The organism is Corynebacterium sp. HMSC075D04 (assembly GCF_001815635.1).
Lineage (GTDB): Bacteria > Actinomycetota > Actinomycetes > Mycobacteriales > Mycobacteriaceae > Corynebacterium > Corynebacterium coyleae.
The window spans coordinates 70,768-86,931 of record NZ_KV821338.1; the positions used below are offsets into that span (position 1 = coordinate 70,768).

Here is a 16,164-nt window from a genome sequence, read left to right on the forward strand (position 1 = left end):
CACGATGCCCGTCATCGAATTCAAAGGCGCAGCCGTCACCTACGACGGCAACACCGTCCTCCAACCACTCACCACGCGCCTCAGCGAACAGCGCATCGGCATCATCGGCTCCAACGGATCCGGCAAATCCACCACCGTGCGCCTCATCAACGGACTCATCGAACCCACTTCAGGGCAAGTGCTTTACGACGACCTCTCGCCCACCACCCAAGGCCGCGACGTCCGCAAACGCGTCGGCTTCGTATTCTCCGACGCCGAATCCCAAATCGTCATGCCACGCGTCTCCGACGACGTCGCCTTCTCTCTTCGCCGCTTCAAACTCCCCCGCGACGAAGTGCGATCGCGTGTCGACGACGCTCTCGCCCGCTTCGAACTCACCGACCTCGCCGAAAACTCACCACACACCCTGTCGGGCGGCGAAAAACAGATGCTCGCACTTGCATCCGTGATGGTGATCGAACCAGACACCATCATCGCAGACGAACCCACGACACTGCTTGACCTGCGCAACCGCAAACGAATCGTGCGCGAACTTAACGCACTCGAGCAGCAACTCATCGTGGTCACACACGACCTGGACATGCTGCGCGACTTCGAACGCGTCCTCGTCATCGACGACGGCACACTCGTCTACGACAGCAACCCCGCCGACGCCATCGCGTTCTACACCGACCTCATGGATAAAAAACCATGATCCGCGAACTCCCCCTCGGCGTCTACATCCCCGGCGACACACTGCTCCACCGCATCCAGCCAGCGCTGAAGTTCGTGCTGCTGGTGGTCTTCATCATCGGGGTCACTGTCCTGCCCACCCGGCCCTGGCACGCAGCCGCCGCACTCGGGTTTGTGCTGGTGCTCTACTTGTGGGCACGCATCCCAATGAAGATTGCGTGGCGCCAACTCGTGCCACTCCTGCCCTTCCTGATCTTTTTAGGCGCGTTCATGGTGTGGCAAAACGGCGTCGAATCGGCGCCGACGCTACTCATCGGGCTGCTTGCCACCATCGCGGCGGCGAACCTGCTCACACTGACCACCCCGGTCCAGGAACTCCTTGACGCCCTCGACCGAGCACTCGCACCGTTGGGACGCACAGGCGAACTCATCTCGCTCACCATTGCACTCACCATTCGCCTGATTCCGCTGACACTCGCGACCGCGAACGAAGTCCTCGACGCCCGCAAAGCCCGCGGGGCTGGCTTCTCCCTCCTAGCGTTCGGCACTCCCCTGGTCATCCGCTCCGTGCGGCGGGCGAAGATGATCGGTGAAGCGCTCATGGCGCGCGGCGCCGTCGACTAACCCCACGCAGTGAAAAGGCCCGAAGCGATGTGCTTCGGGCCTTCGACGTTGTGATTTACTCGCCGCGCAGTTCGCGCATGCGCTGCGCAACCGCGTCGTCGCTGACGTTAGCGTCGGTAGCGGACTGCCCCGGCTCAATCGCCTGTTTCTTGCCAGCGGTGAGCTCGCCTGCCATCTCCGCACGCAGCTGCTCCAAGCGGCCGTGACCAGCCATCTGGATACCGGCCTGCTCAACCTCAGCCATACGACCCTGAATGGAGTTCTGCGCCAACTCGGCGGCACCAAGCGCGTTAGCGTAACGACGCTCAATCTTCTCACGAACCTGATCCAAGTTCGGACCGGACGCAGTAATCGAGTTCATCGACTGCATCGTCTCCGAAACCTTCTCCTGCATCTTCGCCTGCTCAAGCTGCGACAGGAGCTTCGAGCGCTCAGCAACCTGCTGCTGCAAGTGTGCCGCGTTACGCTCCACAGCCTGCTTCGCCTGAGCTGCCTGCTGCAGCGCCTGGTCGTGGAGCTGCTTAGTATCCTCCACACCCTGCTCAGCGGTGACCAGCTGTGCCGCAAACGCCTCCGCGGCGTTTTCGTACTCCTGTGCCTTCTGCGCGTTGCCCTCGCCGCGAGCTTTATCAGCAAGCTTGAGCGCCTGGCGGGCATTCGCCTGCAGCTTCTCAACATCCTCGAGGCGACGGTTGAGCTGCATCTCCAACTGACGCTGGTTACCAATCACCGCGGCAGCCTGCTGCGACAGTGCCTGGTGCTGGCGCTGCGCCTCGTTGATGGCCTGCTCAATCTGGATCTTCGGGTCAGCGTTCTCTTCGATCTTGTTATCGAAGAGAGCCATCAGGTAGTTCCAGAACTTGGAAAAGGGGTTCGCCATGGCTAATCACCGCGACCTTTCATCTTCATTAGTTAGTGCGTCAAACTCCACCCACAATAGTCGGGTGAGCTCCGTTACGCTTCCGCAGCCGCCGGAGAGGTAACCGCGAGTTCCTCGTTGAAGGAATGCAGCGACATATTCGCCACCGCTTCCAGCAACACCTCAGACACCGTGGTGTCCAGTGCCTCGCACAGCGCTGCAAGCAGTTCAGAGGACACTTCCTTGCGACCGCGCTCCAGCTCCGAGATGTAGCCGGAAGACACGCGAGCCTCCTTCGCCAACGTGCGAAGAGTTACGCCCTTATCAGCGCGAAAAGCGCGCAGCGACATACCGAGGGCTTCGCGGAACAGCGGCTCACGCGCTGGGGCGGATGCAATCGGCAGTTCTACCGGGGCTTCGTAAAGCAGAGTCGTAGTTGTCATCAGCTGCTCCAACGATCGGTGGTCTAGTTTTGTTCCTGAACGCCAGTCAGCGCACCAACCAGGGCCGCTTCGACCGCGCGTCGGCGAATCTCGTTGCGCGACCCTGCGAGGACTCGGACAGGGGACGCATGTCCATCGACAAGCGCATACCGGCCCGCTTCCGAATCGAGCAGTTCCGCAGCTTGCGACGACGCCGTCCACTGCGGCCCAGCCAGCCCAATCCACACCGTGCCAGCCGGCATACCGTCTTGCGCACCGGGCCCTGCGACGCCAGTAAGCGCAACCGCCCAATCCGTCCCGCACACCTTACGAGCACCGCGCGCCATCTCCCGGGCCACCGCAGCAGAGACCACGCCCTCTTGCTCGATCAACTCTGCCGGAACGTGGGCCAACTCGGTTTTGAGCTCCGCCGAGTACGTCACCAAACCGCCGACGAGTACGTCGGAAGCACCCGGCACGTCCGCAAGGGTCGCAGCAGCAAGCCCGGCAGTCAGCGACTCGCAAAAAGCGATGGTTTGGTTCCGGGAACGTAGTTCGTCGATAAGCAATTGCGCCGTCGTCATTTGTTCGCCTTTCCTGCATCAACCAAATACTGCACACCCGTAACCACGGTGACCGCCACCGCGAGCAACATCACCACAAACACCGGCGTATCCGCCCATGCGGGCAACGGACACAAGTACAGGCCAACCGCCAGCGACTGCAGGACAGTCTTCACCTTGCCGCCCTTCGACGCCGGCACCACCAGACCGCGACGCAACATCCACATACGCCACACCGTGATCCCCAGCTCACGAGCCACGATCACCACAGTGACCCACACCGGCAACGGCCCCGCAATATTCAACGTAACCAGCGCAGTAATCATCAACGCCTTGTCCGCGATCGGATCAGCAATCTTGCCGAAATCCGTAATCAGCCCCCGCGCACGAGCAATATCCCCGTCAAGCTTATCTGTGATCATCAACGCCACAAACAGGCCAAACGCCCACCACCAGCGCTCCGAAAGCACCAGCCACGCGAACACAGGAATGAACAGAATCCGCAGAGACGTCAACACATTCGGCAGATTCCAATTCGACGGCTTATCCGTTTGCATCACGCGATCCACCATACCCATCTCACGCGTTCCACCTAGACTGCCCTCCATGAAGTATTTCGCAGCAACCTACACCTACGGCGAGCAAACGCTTGTCGACGACACCCGCCCCGCCCACCGCGAATTCATCTCCTCGCAACTCGCACTCGGACGCATCGTGGGATCCGGTCCTTTTATCGGCGTCAATCAAGCCCTAATCATCCTGCAACTGCCCGACACTGCCACTGAAGCTGATGCGGCGGCCGTGCTGGATCAAGACCCATACACGACCGCCGGCGCACTCGCAGCGCGCGAGATCCGGGAGTGGAACCCGGTGATGAATATCTTCGGCTAAGCCTTCCTACCGCCACGCGCGACATCGAGGTGGGCGGTCTCGCGCGATCCGGTCGCGGTGTGATCGCCCTTGCCAGAGGTCGCCGGGTCGTCGATCCACTCAACATGGTGGCCGTGACGGTCGACCTTGCGGCGGTTGCCGTGGTCGTCGAAATCAATGTGGTACTGGTTTTCGTTCGGATCACGAACACCAGCCTTCACGTCAGCGCGGTCCTTGATCACCGAGGCAATCGCGGTGATCGCGAGCACGCCGACGATGATCAGCAGCGAGGCGACAGTGCCGACCTCCGGCACGTCGAGACCCTCGCCGCCATTGATGAACGACAGGTTGTTCTCGTGCAGCGCGTGCAACAGCAGCTTCACGCCGATGAAGCCGAGCACCACCGCGAGGCCGTACGGCAGGTATACCAGGCGGTCGAGCAGGCCGTTGAGCAGAAAGTAGAGCTGGCGCAGGCCCAGCAGCGCGAACGCGTTGGCGGTGAACACGAGGAAGGATTCCTGGGTGATGCCGTAGATCGCCGGGATGGAGTCGAAGGCGAACATCACGTCGATGAAACCGATGGACAGCAGGGCGACGAACAGCGGCGTGACAGCCTTCTTTCCGGCCTGAGTCCTCGAAACGAGACGGTCGGAGTGGTACGACTTGGTTACCGGGATGACCTTGCGTAGCGTCTTGACCACCATCATGTCGTTCGGATCCGGATCCTCTTGGTCCGTCACCTCGTCGTACACCATCTTGATCGCGGTGTAGATCAGGAAGGCGGCGAAGATGTAGAACACGTCCGACCAGGCCTCGATGATCACGGCACCCAGCAGAATGAATACGAGACGGCAGATCAGCGCGATCACGATGCCGATCAGCAACACCTTTTGCTGATACGCGCGTGGGATCTTGAACGCACCCATGATCAGCGCGAACACGAAAAGGTTATCCACCGACAGCGACAGCTCAGTGATGTAGCCGGTGAAGAACTGCATGCCGTGTTCGCCGTCCCACAGCCACCACACGATCCCGCCGAAAATGCAGGCCATGGTCATGTAGAACAGGGCCCAGCCGCCCGATTCCTTCATCGTCGGCTCGTGCGGGGTACGCACGTGCGAGACGAAGTCAAAGATGAAAAATCCCAGGATCACCGCAGAGGTGATCAGCCAAATACTTAACGGCACATGCATGCGTTTAATCCTCCGGTAGCAGAAACAACCGGAGGTCTCCCCCACCCAAGTGGGCTGTTCGGACCGGGGCCATCACTTTTCGACGACACCGTGTTGACGATCCAGAACACTTCCGGGGTACTCCCCTCCAAGTGGGTAACACAATACACACACTTTTTTGGTGTCGCGAATGTGGATAACCACCCCAGTTTGTTGACGTGTCAACGCGGTTATCCACAAGGGCCCTGCCAGGCATTGCGCAACTGGTTTAACGTGCGAGGCATGAGCCCATTTGAAACCTTCCTCGCGGACCTACCCACGGTGGATAGCCTGCAAGGCTTCAACCGTGCAGCCGCACTTGCCAGCCGCTGCCGGCCAGCAACCGTGACCGCCTGGGGCCGCATCCACGACGTCTACTTCGGCGCCACAAAGTGGACCAAGCAGCAGCGCCGAGCCCTGGAGGCGGCCCGCGCTGGCGCGTTCGACTTGGACCGGCTGTCGTACATCGAGAACCGGCTGACTGCAATCGACGATGAGGGCGAACGTTGGCGCGTGCGCCACAAGCTCCTCGCCGTCCACGGCAGCTTCGCCGCACTGCGCCAGGCCGCAAAAGACCTCATCCCACCCACGGCGCCGAGGATGCCGAAGGCACAGGTCACGTTCTCCTGCTCCACCCTTGGGATGCGGACGATGAGGGTCACCGCCTCCGAGCGAGACATCGCGGATCTCGAGCACGCCCTGCGCCAGCACGTGGACAGCTCACGGCCCGCGGCACCGCAGATGCTTGACGCCTTTCTCTCACTGCTTCGCGACGGCACCTCCATCCCACACGCCGCTCCCCGCCCTATAGTGCTCGCACCGCTACTTGAGCACATCCAGATCCTCTCCGGCGACGGCGAGGATGTGACCCTCGTACTTACCGACGGCACCACCATGACCGGAGCCGAGTACCTCAATCTCACCTTCGGCGAAATCGCCCTGTTCCACCCGCAAGCCGGGGCGGTGAACCTCTACCGGACACAGCGCTTCGCCAACCAAAAGCAGCGCGACCTCGCACGCCTGCTCATGCCTCGTTGTCCCTTCCCCTCTTGCCGTCATGGAGCTGACTCGTGCGAGATTCACCACATCACGGCCTGGAAGCACGGCGGCGAAACCAACATGGATAACCTCGCACCCCTGTGCAGCTACCACAACCGGGTCAACGACGACGACCCTTGGTACACCAGTCGAGGGCGCATCGAAATCATCAACGGCACCCCGACGTGGGTCTCGCCAAGTGGTGTGCCGGTTCCCGTGACCGAAGCGGGGGCGATGCAGCAACTCTTCGGCTAGCGGCTGCTTAACGACGAAAACCCGCACACGGCGGGTTATTCGACATGCCCTCAGACAGGCTAGAAGGCTCCCCCAGTGGGGTTGTACGTGGCGGTGACGGTGCGGGTGTCGCCGTCGGTGCCGCCAGTGTCACTGCCAGAGTCAGGGCCGTCGGTGGTGGTGTCGTCGTCAAGCATGACGTCCTTGGGTGCCTCAGCCGGATCGGCGCCCTTGATCATCCAGATGATCGTCTCCAACTCCTCCGGCTTGACCAACACCTCGCGAGCCTTCGACCCCTCAGACGGGCCGACCACACCGCGAGATTCCATCAGGTCCATCAGGCGGCCAGCCTTGGCGAAACCGATACGCAACTTGCGCTGCAGCATCGACGTCGAACCCAGCTGGGAGGTCACCACCAGCTCGACGGCCTCGAGGAGGTCGTCCATGTCCTTACCGATGTCGTCGTCAATGACCTTGGCTTCCGCCTGCTTATCCTCCGTGACGCCCTCAACGTAGTCGGGTTCGTCCTGTTGGGACTTCGCAGCGTCGACAACCGCCTGGATCTCCTCGTCCGAAACGAACGCGCCCTGCATACGCTGCGGCTTGCCGGCACCCTGCGGGATGAACAAACCATCACCCATACCGATGAGCCTCTCGGCACCGCCCTGGTCGAGGATCACGCGAGAGTCCGTCAACGACGAGGTCGCAAACGCAAGACGCGACGGCACGTTCGTCTTAATCAGACCAGTCACCACATCCACGGACGGACGCTGGGTCGCAAGCACCAAGTGGATACCGGCCGCACGCGCCTTCTGCGTGATACGAACGATCGAGTCCTCGATTTCCTTCGGCGCCGTCATCATCAGGTCTGCCAACTCGTCGACAACACACACGATGAACGGGTACGGACGCATCTCACGCTCCGACCCCGGAGGGGCCGTCAGCTCACCAGAGCGCACCTTGCGGTTGAAGTCCTTGATATGGCGCACGCGCGCGGACTTCATGTCCATATAGCGCTGCTCCATCTCCTCCACCAACCACTGCAAGGCTGCGGCCGCCTTCTTCGGCTGAGTGATAATCGGCGTGATCAGGTGCGGGATACCCTCGTACGGGGTCAGTTCCACCATCTTCGGGTCCACCAAGATGAGGCGGACCTCCTCAGGGGTGGCGCGCGTGAGCAACGAGATGAGCATGGAGTTCACGAACGCTGACTTACCGGAACCCGTCGAACCCGCAACCAGCAGGTGCGGCATCTTCTGTACCGACGACGCGATGAAGTCGCCTTCGATGTCCTTGCCCAGACCGATGAGCATCGGATCGTCCTGCGACGCCACGTTCGGTGCGTCGAGCACGTCGCGCAGGCGCACCATTTCGCGGTCAGCGTTGGGTACCTCGATGCCGACGGCGGATTTGCCGGGGATCGGGGTGAGCAGGCGGACGTTGTCGGTGGCCACCGCATAGGCGAGGTTGGACTGCAGGTTGGTGATCTTGGAGACCTTCACACCTGGGCCAAGTTCGACCTCGTAACGGGTCACTGTCGGGCCGCGGGAGAAGCCGGTGACTTGTGCGTTGACGTTGAATTCTTCGAAGACATCGGTGATGGCTTCGATCATGCGGTCGTTGGCTTCGGTGCGCGTCTTCGGCGGGTTGCCGGGGATGAGCAGGTCGGTTGAGGGCAGGGTGTAGTCGCCCTGCGGGATCTTGCGTACCTGCTTCGGTGCCGGTGGTTGGGTTTCGGACTTTGGGGTGGTTGCAGGGATCTTGGAGGCGTCGATGCCGGAGCGTGCGGCGATGGCTTTCGCCATCTGCTCGCGCGAGGTCTCGACGGCATCGGGGGCCACTGCTTGTCGACGATCCGACGTCTCTTCCGGGCGCTCCAACACCTTCGTCTCGTTGGGGTTGTTGTCGGCGCGGGTCGTCTGCGCTGGTGCCGGCGCTGGCGTCGGTGCAGGGCGACGCTTCGGACGAGGAACGACCGTGGTCGCCTCCGGTTCTGGTTCTGGTTCGGAGGTGTCGTCGGTGTCGTCGGTGTCGTTAAGGTCGTCGGCGAAGTCGAACAGGTCGTCGTCTTCGTCCTCGTTGGTGGGGTAACTCTCCATCGGCGTGCGCGGGCGGCGCGGACGAGGCATCAGACGTGGCGCTGGACGCGACGCGCGTGGGCGTGGGCGGTCGCGGCCTTCTGCAATGTCATCGAGGTCTGCGTCGACGTGCGAGTACGGGTCGTCGTCCTCATCGTCTTCTGCGTTGAGCATGCCGGTAACGAGGCCCTTGACGTAGTCGTAGGCCTCGCGCACCGTAATACCTGTCGCTTTGAGCGCGCCGTACAGCACGATCAAGCCCAGCAGCGGCACGGCAACGAACGAGGAAAAACCAGCAGCGAGCAAACCACCGGTGAAGGCACCGATCGCGCCGCCAGCGATCCGGCGGTCTTCCCATGCCGAAGGGTTGCCGGCAAACACGTGGATGAGGCCAAGCATCGCCACTGCGATGATGCTGAAGCCCAGAGCGGCGCGTGCGCGAACCTCGTCGCTCGCGCGCACGTTAAGCATGAGCGCAATAGCGACGCCGACGAGCACGACCGGCAGGATCAGCGCACCCGCACCGATCAACCAGTGCGTGCCGGTGGAGATCAAATCCCCGACCGGGCCCGCAACATCGAACCACACTGAGCCGCCGATGACGGCCGCGAGGCCGATAAGTACAAGACCCCATGCGTCGGCGTGGTGCTCGAAGGTGCTGGAACGCGGCGTGGGGTCGTCGTCACGCTGCTCGAGCTCGTCGTGGTCGTCGTACTGGTCGCGTCGCGGGCGACGGCGTGAGGTACTCAGATTCTCTTCTTCCTGCTCATGGTGGCGCGGCTCGCGCCGGAGAAACGAACCGACGCCGCGGGCTGCGGCGCCGAGGGAACTACCGACCACTTTGTACGCAGAGCCGACGCGCTCATCGGCAGTGTCGGCGGCCACGGTGGAAGAGGTCGGCGGGTGTGTCATCGACACCGGCCCGCCGTAGCGGGTGCCGTCCGCCGAGCGGCGTGAAGAAGACCGCGAGTTACGCGGTGCGGTGTTTTTGACAGACATGGGTGTAACTCTAACGCCTTAAGTCACATTTTCCCCATACGCCACACCAGAGGCGCGGTGTCAAGCGTTAAATCTTGACATCCAGACCATCGAGCGCTTCCAATGCGCCGGTCAGTTCAATCTCCGCAGCGTTGCGACCCGATACCCACAACAGCAATTCGCCGGGTGCCCCGCTGACGCGCACGACGTCGTCGCCACGCTGTGCCACCCCTGCCTTATCCCCGAGAGTCACCGGCGGCAGGTCCGGCGGTGTCAGAATCACGGGCGCTTGAGCCTTGCGCAACGTCATCGCGCCGAAGCGCTTCGCCAGCGCCAAAAGCTGCGCGTTCACCGTGCGAGAAAAGTCGCGCGGGCGCACCTCTCCCCCACCCCGGCGCACATCCTCGTGGTGAATAAAGTGCTCGGCAGTGTTCATTGCAGCATCGAACGGCTTGATCCACACCGGCGGGCCGGCCGCCCACTCGTTCACCACCTCGGTGTATGGGCGGGCCTTCACCTTTGAGGTTTCCTTCTCCGTCATACCCGACAGTGCGTCCACGAACATGCCCGGCAACGCCAAGGGCTTCGACTCGCGGATCAGCAGGTGTGCGGCCAAGTCGAAGGTGTTCCACCCTTCGTTCAAGGTGGGCGCATCAGGGCCTACCTCAAGGAACAACTCGGCCAGACGTGAGCGTTCTCGTTGTGCAAAAGACATGCCAACGAGCATAGCCACGAGCTTTTAGAGCAGCTGCGCGCTCCGGAACACGCTAAAGAGATTCTGCTCGATATTGATGAACACTCGGAGTACAGGTGCGAACATCGCCCACGTCTTGTCAGTGGTCACGACCCGACCCGACGCGCCGTAACCCAAATCGGTGACCGTCTGACCTTCGACGTAGCACCCCTGCATGCCACCTTTGTAGTGTGCGCACAGGATCTGGTCGCCGTCGAAACGACCCAGCACGCGAATCGCATCGTTATTAGCCGAGTAGTAGTCCTTATCACCAGGGCGCACAACGTCGTGGCTCATCCAGTATCCGGTGTAGCCCGGATCGTACGGAACCGGTGTCCCCTCCGGCAGCGGATGTGCTCGCTCGTCGGCAAGTGCAGGCGTGGCTGTGAGAAGGGTCGCGGTGGCGGTGAGTGCTACGAGTGACTTTTTCATACCTCTGAAATAGCAAAATCGGGGCCCGGCGTTACGGCCAGACCCCGATTTGGGGGTTAACGCAGCGAACTAGCGGGACTCGCGGGTAGCGGCGATTTCCTCCTCAGTCGCGATGTGGTTGTCGGACGACATCGGCACAACGGTCGGCAGGATCACAGGCTGACGCTTGTAGTTCTGCTCGATCGCGCGCGAGACCTTGCGGCGGATCTGCTGCACCATGCGGAACGGATCGTTCTCGCCTTCCGCAGCGAGGTCACCCATGACGGCTTCAACACCTTCGACGACCTTCTTGTTGAAGTCGCGGTCATCGTCGGAGTAGCCGGTCGTCGATACGCGAGGTGCTTCAAGGAGACGACCCGTGGCGTCGTCGATAACACAGGTAATCGACACGACACCGCCGGATGCCAGCGACGTACGATCCGCCAACACGTCCGGGTCGACGTCACCCATGGTCACGCCGTCAACGTAGAGCTGGCCCACCTGGTACTGGCCGGCAACCTTGATGTTGCCCTTGTGCATATCGACGACAACACCATTCTGGGCAAGCGCCGTGTTATTCGGCTTCACACCAGTAGAGATCGCGAGCTCCTTGTTCGCGCGCATGTGACGCCATTCGCCGTGCACCGGCATGGCGTTGCGCGGGCGTGCTGCGTTGTACAGCGCAAGCAGCTCGCCAGCGTAGCCGTGGCCGGACGCGTGAACGTGCGCCTCAGCGTTGGTGATCACGTTCGCACCGATCTGGGCGAGGTTGTTAATCACCGCAAACACGGCCTCCTCGTTGCCCGGAATGAGCGAGGACGACAGGATGATCGTGTCGCCGTCATGGATGGTGATCTGACGGTGCTCGCGGCGAGACATGCGCGACAGTGCCGCCATCGGCTCACCCTGCGTACCTGTGGTGATCAGCAGCGTCTTGTGCGGAGCCATCTTCGCGGCTTCTTCGATCGGAATGATCGTGCCCTTCGGAGCCTTGAGCAGGTTCATCTTCTCCGCAATCTCCATGTTGCGGAGCATGGATCGGCCGTTGAAGGCAACCTTGCGGTTGTTGGCCACAGCGGCGTTGACCGCCATCTGCACACGTGCAACGTTGGAGGCGAACGAGGCAATGACAACGCGCTGGCGAGCATTACCGACGAGGCGGATCAGCGTCTCCTCAATACCCGCCTCAGAGGCGGAGATGCCCGGGATGGTGGCGTTGGTGGAGTCACACATGAACAGGTCGATGCCCTCGTCGCCAAGACGCGACAGGGCCGGCAGGTCGGTCGGCTTGCCGTCGTACGGGGTCTGGTCAACCTTGACGTCGCCGGTCATCACGACGTGTCCGGCACCGGTCTTGATGGACACGCCGAGGCACTCCGGAATGGAGTGGTTGACGTGCCAGAAGCGCAGGCGGAACGGGCCGACGGTGACCTCGGAGTCCTTGTTCACGTCGTTGAGCTTCGGACGCTGGCGGTGCTCCTGCGTCTTTGCCTTGATCAGGGCGTTGGTGAACTTGGACGAGTAGATCGGGATGTCGTGGCGCAGCTTCAGCAGCCACGGGATCGCACCGATGTGGTCTTCGTGGCCGTGGGTGACGATGAGCGCGTCGATCTTGTCCAGCTTGTTCTCAATCGGGCCGAAGTCCGGCAGGACCAGGTCCACGCCCGGCTCGTCGGAGTTCGGGAACAGCACGCCACAGTCCACGATAAGCAGACGGCCGTTGTATTCGAAGACCGTCATGTTGCGGCCGATTTCGGAAATGCCACCAAGTGCGTAGATACGCAGGGTGTCCTTGGCCAGTTTCGGCGGGGCTGGCAAGCGCTTGGTCAGATCGGCGCCTTGCATTCCCTTCACCGGGTTGCGACGACCGCCGCCCTGGTTGCCACCGCGACCACGGCCACGGCGACGGTTTCGGCTGCTGCCACCACCGTTGCCGCCACCACCGTTGTTGCCGCCGTTACCACCACGGTTGCCGCGCGGCCTTTCGCCGCCATTGCGACCACCGTCGCGACCGCCATCACGGCCCGCGTCGCCGCCATTATCGGCGGTGTTCTTCTGTGCGTTTGTGTCCGGGGTCTCCGGAGCTTGGAAGACCGGCTGTTGATCAGCCGGTTCCGGGGGTCCTGCCTTGCGCGTCACCTTACGGGCGCGGTTGCGGGGTTCGTTCATATTTATAGGACTCCAGCCTGTTTCATATCTTCTTGGAGCCGCTTGACCTGATCGGCTGTCGCTGGTGCGACAGGCAGGCGCGGGTCTCCCACTTCGATGCCCTGCAGTCGCAGAGCTGCTTTTGCAAATGTCACGCCACCCAGCTCGGCCTGCTGCCGTGCGAGGACGTTGAGTACGTTGGCGTTGATTTCCCGTGCGCGGGTGAGGTCGCCAGCCTCGAATGCGTCCACGAGTCCCCGCAGCGCTTGTGGTGCTGCGTGTCCGACGACGGAGATAACTCCGGTTGCGCCGAGTGTGAGCCAGGGCAGGTTGAGCGGGTCGTCGCCTGAGTACCACGCCAGGCCTGTCTCTTGGATGAGCCCTGCGGCTTCGAAGAGGTCGCCGCGGGCGTCTTTCATTGCCTGAATGTTGTCGACCTCGGCGAGTTCGCGGATCGATTCGGCAGTGATGGGGATCCCGGAGCGTCCCGGGATGTCGTAGAGGCAGACGGGTAGGTCGGTTGCGGCTGCGATTGCTTTGAAGTGCGCGACTACTCCGGCCTGTGAGGGCTTGGAGTAGTACGGGGTGACTGCGAGCAGGGCGTCTGCGCCCGCGTCTGCAGCTTGTTGTGCCAGCGTGACTGCGTGGCGGGTGTTGTTGGAGCCGGCTCCAGCGACGATTTTTGCGTTGGTGCCAACTTCTTCGCGCACTGCTTTGAGCAGCTCAACTTTTTCTTCTGCGCTGGTTGTTGGGGATTCGCCGGTGGTTCCGGCGAGGACGAGTGTGTCGATTCCGTTTTCTACAAGGTGGGCAGCAAGCCGACGTCCTGCGGCGAGGTCGAGGTTGCCGTCGGAATCAAACGGCGTAACCATGGCGACGCAGACGGTGCCGAATGTGTTGGCACCTGTATCAACTTTGCATGATGAGCCCATGAGCAAGAAGAATACCTCCTATTGACACGTATGTGCTTATCGACGTTCCCCTGCCGCCAAATCTTCAAACACCAAGGGTGCTTCCGGCTGGAGCACATCGAGGCACGCGCGTGCGATCATTCTGATTTCTTTGTCTTCATATTTTCCGCTGTGCTTTTCGACGAAACCACGCCACGCCCCGTACGACCCCGTGATTACCAGTTGCGTTGCGGTGGCTAACGGCAAAAGAGAACGGGCTGCTTCGGCGGCTCGTTTGCGCCGAGAGAGCAGGTTGGGGTCGTCGACAAGCACGTGCTCGAGACCGTCGAGGAGTTCTTGGCGGATGAATGCAATGTGTTCGATGGCGGTGTCAAACAGGTTGACGAGGTCCTCGTCTTCCGCGATGAGGTGTGGGACGACCGCGCCGTCGTCGTCACGCAGGCTCACCGCGAAACCGGGGTGTGCATGGATGATTTCTGCCGCGGCGCGCGATACCCCGTACACGTGGAGGGTGGCGCTGGCGTGGGCGAGAAGGTCGGTGCGGTCGTCGTCGATAAGCCTGCGCAGCACTGTTTCGGCGCCGTGGGACGACATTGCGGCGTGCGCGATAACCGCCTCTGCGTCGGTGACATCGGTGCCGCCTGCGGGGCGGGTGTTGCGCAGGGCGGTTGCGGCGACGAGTTCGGCACGCATTTAGAGCCCGAGGTACTCGTCGAGGCCGATCGTCAGACCTGGGCGGTTGGCCACTTCGCGCACACCAGTCAAAACACCTGGGACGAAGGATTCACGGCCGTAAGAGTCCTGACGGATGGTCAGTGACTGATCGGTGGTGCCGAAAATGACCTCTTCGTGCGCGACCATGCCCTGCATGCGTACCGCGTGGACGGGCACACCATCGACATCGGCGCCGCGGGAGCCGTCGAGTGCTTGCTCGGTTGCGTCCGGCATGGTGCCCATGCCGGCTTCCTTGCGGGCCTGCGCAATCCCCTGCGCTGTCTTGACCGCGGTGCCGCTCGGCGCGTCGAGTTTGTTCGGGTGGTGGAACTCGACGACCTCCGCCGACTCGAAGAATGGCGCCGCCTGGCGGGCAAACGCCATGGTGAGTACCGCAGAGATGGCGAAGTTCGGAGCGATGAGCACGCCGACGCCCTCGTTGGCGGCGCACCAGTCGCGGACCTGCTGGTAGCGGGCATCGTCGAAGCCAGTCGTGCCAACAACGCAGTGGATGCCGTTGTTAATGCAGAACTCCAGGTTGTCCATCACCGCGTTCGGGGTGGTGAAATCGACGATGACGTCGACGCCTTCGTCGACAAGCGTTTGTAGCGAGTCCCCCTTGTTGATCTCCACCGCCAGCTCGAGATCGTCCGCCTTCTTCACCCCGGCGACGACTGCCGAGCCGACCTTGCCCTGTGCGCCAAGCACTCCAACCTTGATCATGTGCATCCTTTCTTTCGCTCGCCCGCAATGGTAGCGCCACCTAAGCTGGGCGACTATGAAACGCCACACGACACTACTTATCCCGGGTGCCATTGCGGCGCTGCTGCTCGGCGCGTGCTCTGCGGACAACGACACCGGCACTGATTCCAATACCGACGCCACCGTTACAGCACCAACGTCGCAGAGCACGACCGCTACCTCGAGCGAAGCGGCGACGACCACTGACGTCTCCCCCGCCGCAGCAGCTGCCCCCGTAGAGCCACCCACCAAAGATGGGTTCTCGCTCGAAGACACACACATCCAGTCCGAGCAACTCGCCGAGATGATGATCGAAGACGTGCGTGCTGGTTCGCACGAGGGATACGACCGCCTCGTAGTGGAACTGTCTGGCACCGGTTCGCCGAGCGTGATCGCCGGGTACGACACCGACCCGCGCCAGCAGGCTTCCGGGCTCCCACTGAAACCCGCCGGTAATGCGTACTTCACGCTGATCATCCAGGGTGTGCCGCTAAGCATGTCTGCAGATGAGGCAGTCTTGGCTAAGTCCAGCCCCGCCGGCGTTGCGGCCGGCAGCATCACGGAGATCGCGGACGGCGGCGTGTACGAAGCGGACGCCCAGTACGTTGTCGGTTTGGACAAGCAGCGCCCGTACAAGCTCAGCGTGCTTGAAAACCCGACCCGCATCGTCGTGGACTTTCAGAAGTAATGAACGCCACATCGTGGCTTGGGCTCGCCTTCGTCATCGGGGTGAGTGTCCTTGGGTTGTTCGTCTTGTGGCGCAAGTTGCGCGAGATTCAGCGCAGCGATCTTGACGACGACGCCAAGCGCCGCTGGGGCCTGCTTTTCGGTATCTCGCCGCTTGCCGGATTGTTTACGTGGAATCGTCGCGAAGAATTGCTCGGCCATCGTGACGATTCGGAAGAAACTTCCAGTGAGACAGGTCAAGGGAGAGCGTGATTGTGTTACGCTTCACAC

General features: G+C 62.0%; 18 protein-coding genes. 6 read left to right on the forward strand and 12 right to left on the reverse strand.

The features are described from left to right. The first annotated feature begins 4 nt into the window (after window positions 1-4). Entirely contained in the window at window positions 5-694 is a 690-nt protein-coding gene (locus HMPREF3048_RS05360) for an energy-coupling factor ABC transporter ATP-binding protein (protein WP_070771414.1), read from the forward strand. Then, entirely contained in the window at window positions 691-1,296 is a 606-nt protein-coding gene (locus tag HMPREF3048_RS05365) for an energy-coupling factor transporter transmembrane component T family protein (protein ID WP_070771415.1), read from the forward strand. Before HMPREF3048_RS05360 ends, HMPREF3048_RS05365 begins: the two co-directional genes overlap by 4 nt. Window positions 1,297-1,351: 55 nt before the next feature. Here the strand turns inward: HMPREF3048_RS05365 and HMPREF3048_RS05370 are convergent, their stop codons facing one another. The 4 genes from HMPREF3048_RS05370 to pgsA form a co-directional block, all read right to left on the reverse strand. Next, window positions 1,352-2,176 carry a PspA/IM30 family protein gene (locus HMPREF3048_RS05370; RefSeq protein ID WP_070451023.1) on the reverse strand — a complete coding sequence of 275 codons (825 nt, stop codon included), beginning with the start codon at window positions 2,174-2,176 and terminating at the stop codon, window positions 1,352-1,354. A gap of 74 nt (window positions 2,177-2,250) precedes the next feature. Further along, window positions 2,251-2,598, reverse strand: a complete 348-nt coding sequence (locus tag HMPREF3048_RS05375; protein WP_070422314.1) for a helix-turn-helix domain-containing protein — start codon at window positions 2,596-2,598, stop codon at window positions 2,251-2,253. A gap of 23 nt (window positions 2,599-2,621) precedes the next feature. Beyond that, window positions 2,622-3,161 carry a CinA family protein gene (locus tag HMPREF3048_RS05380; protein WP_070771416.1) on the reverse strand — a complete coding sequence of 180 codons (540 nt, stop codon included), beginning with the start codon at window positions 3,159-3,161 and terminating at the stop codon, window positions 2,622-2,624. After that, a complete protein-coding gene (gene pgsA, locus HMPREF3048_RS05385; RefSeq protein ID WP_083279421.1) occupies window positions 3,158-3,697 on the reverse strand; it encodes a CDP-diacylglycerol--glycerol-3-phosphate 3-phosphatidyltransferase in 540 nt (179 codons plus the stop codon). The genes HMPREF3048_RS05380 and pgsA overlap by 4 nt, the downstream gene beginning before the upstream one ends. A gap of 49 nt (window positions 3,698-3,746) precedes the next feature. Here pgsA and HMPREF3048_RS05390 point away from each other — a divergent pair, with 49 nt between their 5' ends. Further along, window positions 3,747-4,031, forward strand: coding sequence for a YciI family protein (locus HMPREF3048_RS05390; RefSeq protein WP_070422311.1), 285 nt, complete (start codon window positions 3,747-3,749; stop codon window positions 4,029-4,031). Here the strand turns inward: HMPREF3048_RS05390 and HMPREF3048_RS05395 are convergent. After that, complete coding sequence (locus HMPREF3048_RS05395; protein WP_070771417.1) at window positions 4,028-5,203, reverse strand: TerC family protein; 1,176 nt, start codon at window positions 5,201-5,203, stop codon at window positions 4,028-4,030. The two genes, HMPREF3048_RS05390 and HMPREF3048_RS05395, sit on opposite strands and share 4 nt — an antisense overlap. A gap of 261 nt (window positions 5,204-5,464) precedes the next feature. On the opposite strand from HMPREF3048_RS05395, the gene HMPREF3048_RS05400 reads away from it, so the two are divergent. Next, complete coding sequence (locus tag HMPREF3048_RS05400; protein ID WP_070771418.1) at window positions 5,465-6,514, forward strand: HNH endonuclease signature motif containing protein; 1,050 nt, start codon at window positions 5,465-5,467, stop codon at window positions 6,512-6,514. Between the two features lie 59 nt (window positions 6,515-6,573). On the opposite strand, the gene HMPREF3048_RS05405 is transcribed toward HMPREF3048_RS05400, so the two are convergent. The 7 genes from HMPREF3048_RS05405 to dapB all read right to left on the reverse strand — a co-directional run bounded on the left by HMPREF3048_RS05405 (window position 6,574) and on the right by dapB (window position 15,189). Continuing rightward, the gene (locus tag HMPREF3048_RS05405) at window positions 6,574-9,570 is read right to left on the reverse strand and encodes an FtsK/SpoIIIE family DNA translocase (RefSeq protein ID WP_070771419.1); all 2,997 of its coding nucleotides are present in this window, start codon (window positions 9,568-9,570) and stop codon (window positions 6,574-6,576) included. 67 nt (window positions 9,571-9,637) lie between these two features. Further along, window positions 9,638-10,264, reverse strand: coding sequence for a TIGR03085 family metal-binding protein (locus HMPREF3048_RS05410; RefSeq protein ID WP_083316784.1), 627 nt, complete (start codon window positions 10,262-10,264; stop codon window positions 9,638-9,640). Window positions 10,265-10,288: 24 nt separating this feature from the next. Then, window positions 10,289-10,714 (reverse strand): hypothetical protein, encoded by a 426-nt coding sequence (locus HMPREF3048_RS05415; RefSeq protein WP_070771421.1) that lies wholly within the window; start codon window positions 10,712-10,714, stop codon window positions 10,289-10,291. A gap of 69 nt (window positions 10,715-10,783) precedes the next feature. After that, on the reverse strand, window positions 10,784-12,862 hold the full coding sequence (locus tag HMPREF3048_RS05420) for a ribonuclease J (RefSeq protein WP_070771422.1): 2,079 nt from the start codon (window positions 12,860-12,862) through the stop codon (window positions 10,784-10,786). 2 nt (window positions 12,863-12,864) lie between these two features. Then, window positions 12,865-13,773, reverse strand: a complete 909-nt coding sequence (gene dapA, locus HMPREF3048_RS05425) for a 4-hydroxy-tetrahydrodipicolinate synthase (RefSeq protein WP_070483851.1) — start codon at window positions 13,771-13,773, stop codon at window positions 12,865-12,867. A gap of 36 nt (window positions 13,774-13,809) precedes the next feature. After that, the gene (locus HMPREF3048_RS05430; protein ID WP_070771423.1) at window positions 13,810-14,445 is read right to left on the reverse strand and encodes an FAD-dependent thymidylate synthase; all 636 of its coding nucleotides are present in this window, start codon (window positions 14,443-14,445) and stop codon (window positions 13,810-13,812) included. Beyond that, complete coding sequence (dapB, locus tag HMPREF3048_RS05435) at window positions 14,446-15,189, reverse strand: 4-hydroxy-tetrahydrodipicolinate reductase (RefSeq protein ID WP_070771424.1); 744 nt, start codon at window positions 15,187-15,189, stop codon at window positions 14,446-14,448. It abuts the gene before it with no gap. A 55-nt stretch (window positions 15,190-15,244) separates the two neighbouring features. Here dapB and HMPREF3048_RS05440 point away from each other — a divergent pair, with 55 nt between their 5' ends. Together HMPREF3048_RS05440 and HMPREF3048_RS05445 are read left to right on the forward strand one after the other, a co-directional pair. After that, a complete protein-coding gene (locus HMPREF3048_RS05440; RefSeq protein ID WP_070771425.1) occupies window positions 15,245-15,895 on the forward strand; it encodes an AMIN-like domain-containing (lipo)protein in 651 nt (216 codons plus the stop codon). Continuing rightward, window positions 15,895-16,146 (forward strand): hypothetical protein, encoded by a 252-nt coding sequence (locus HMPREF3048_RS05445; RefSeq protein ID WP_070422300.1) that lies wholly within the window; start codon window positions 15,895-15,897, stop codon window positions 16,144-16,146. Before HMPREF3048_RS05440 ends, HMPREF3048_RS05445 begins: the two co-directional genes overlap by 1 nt. Window positions 16,147-16,164: the final 18 nt, after the last annotated feature.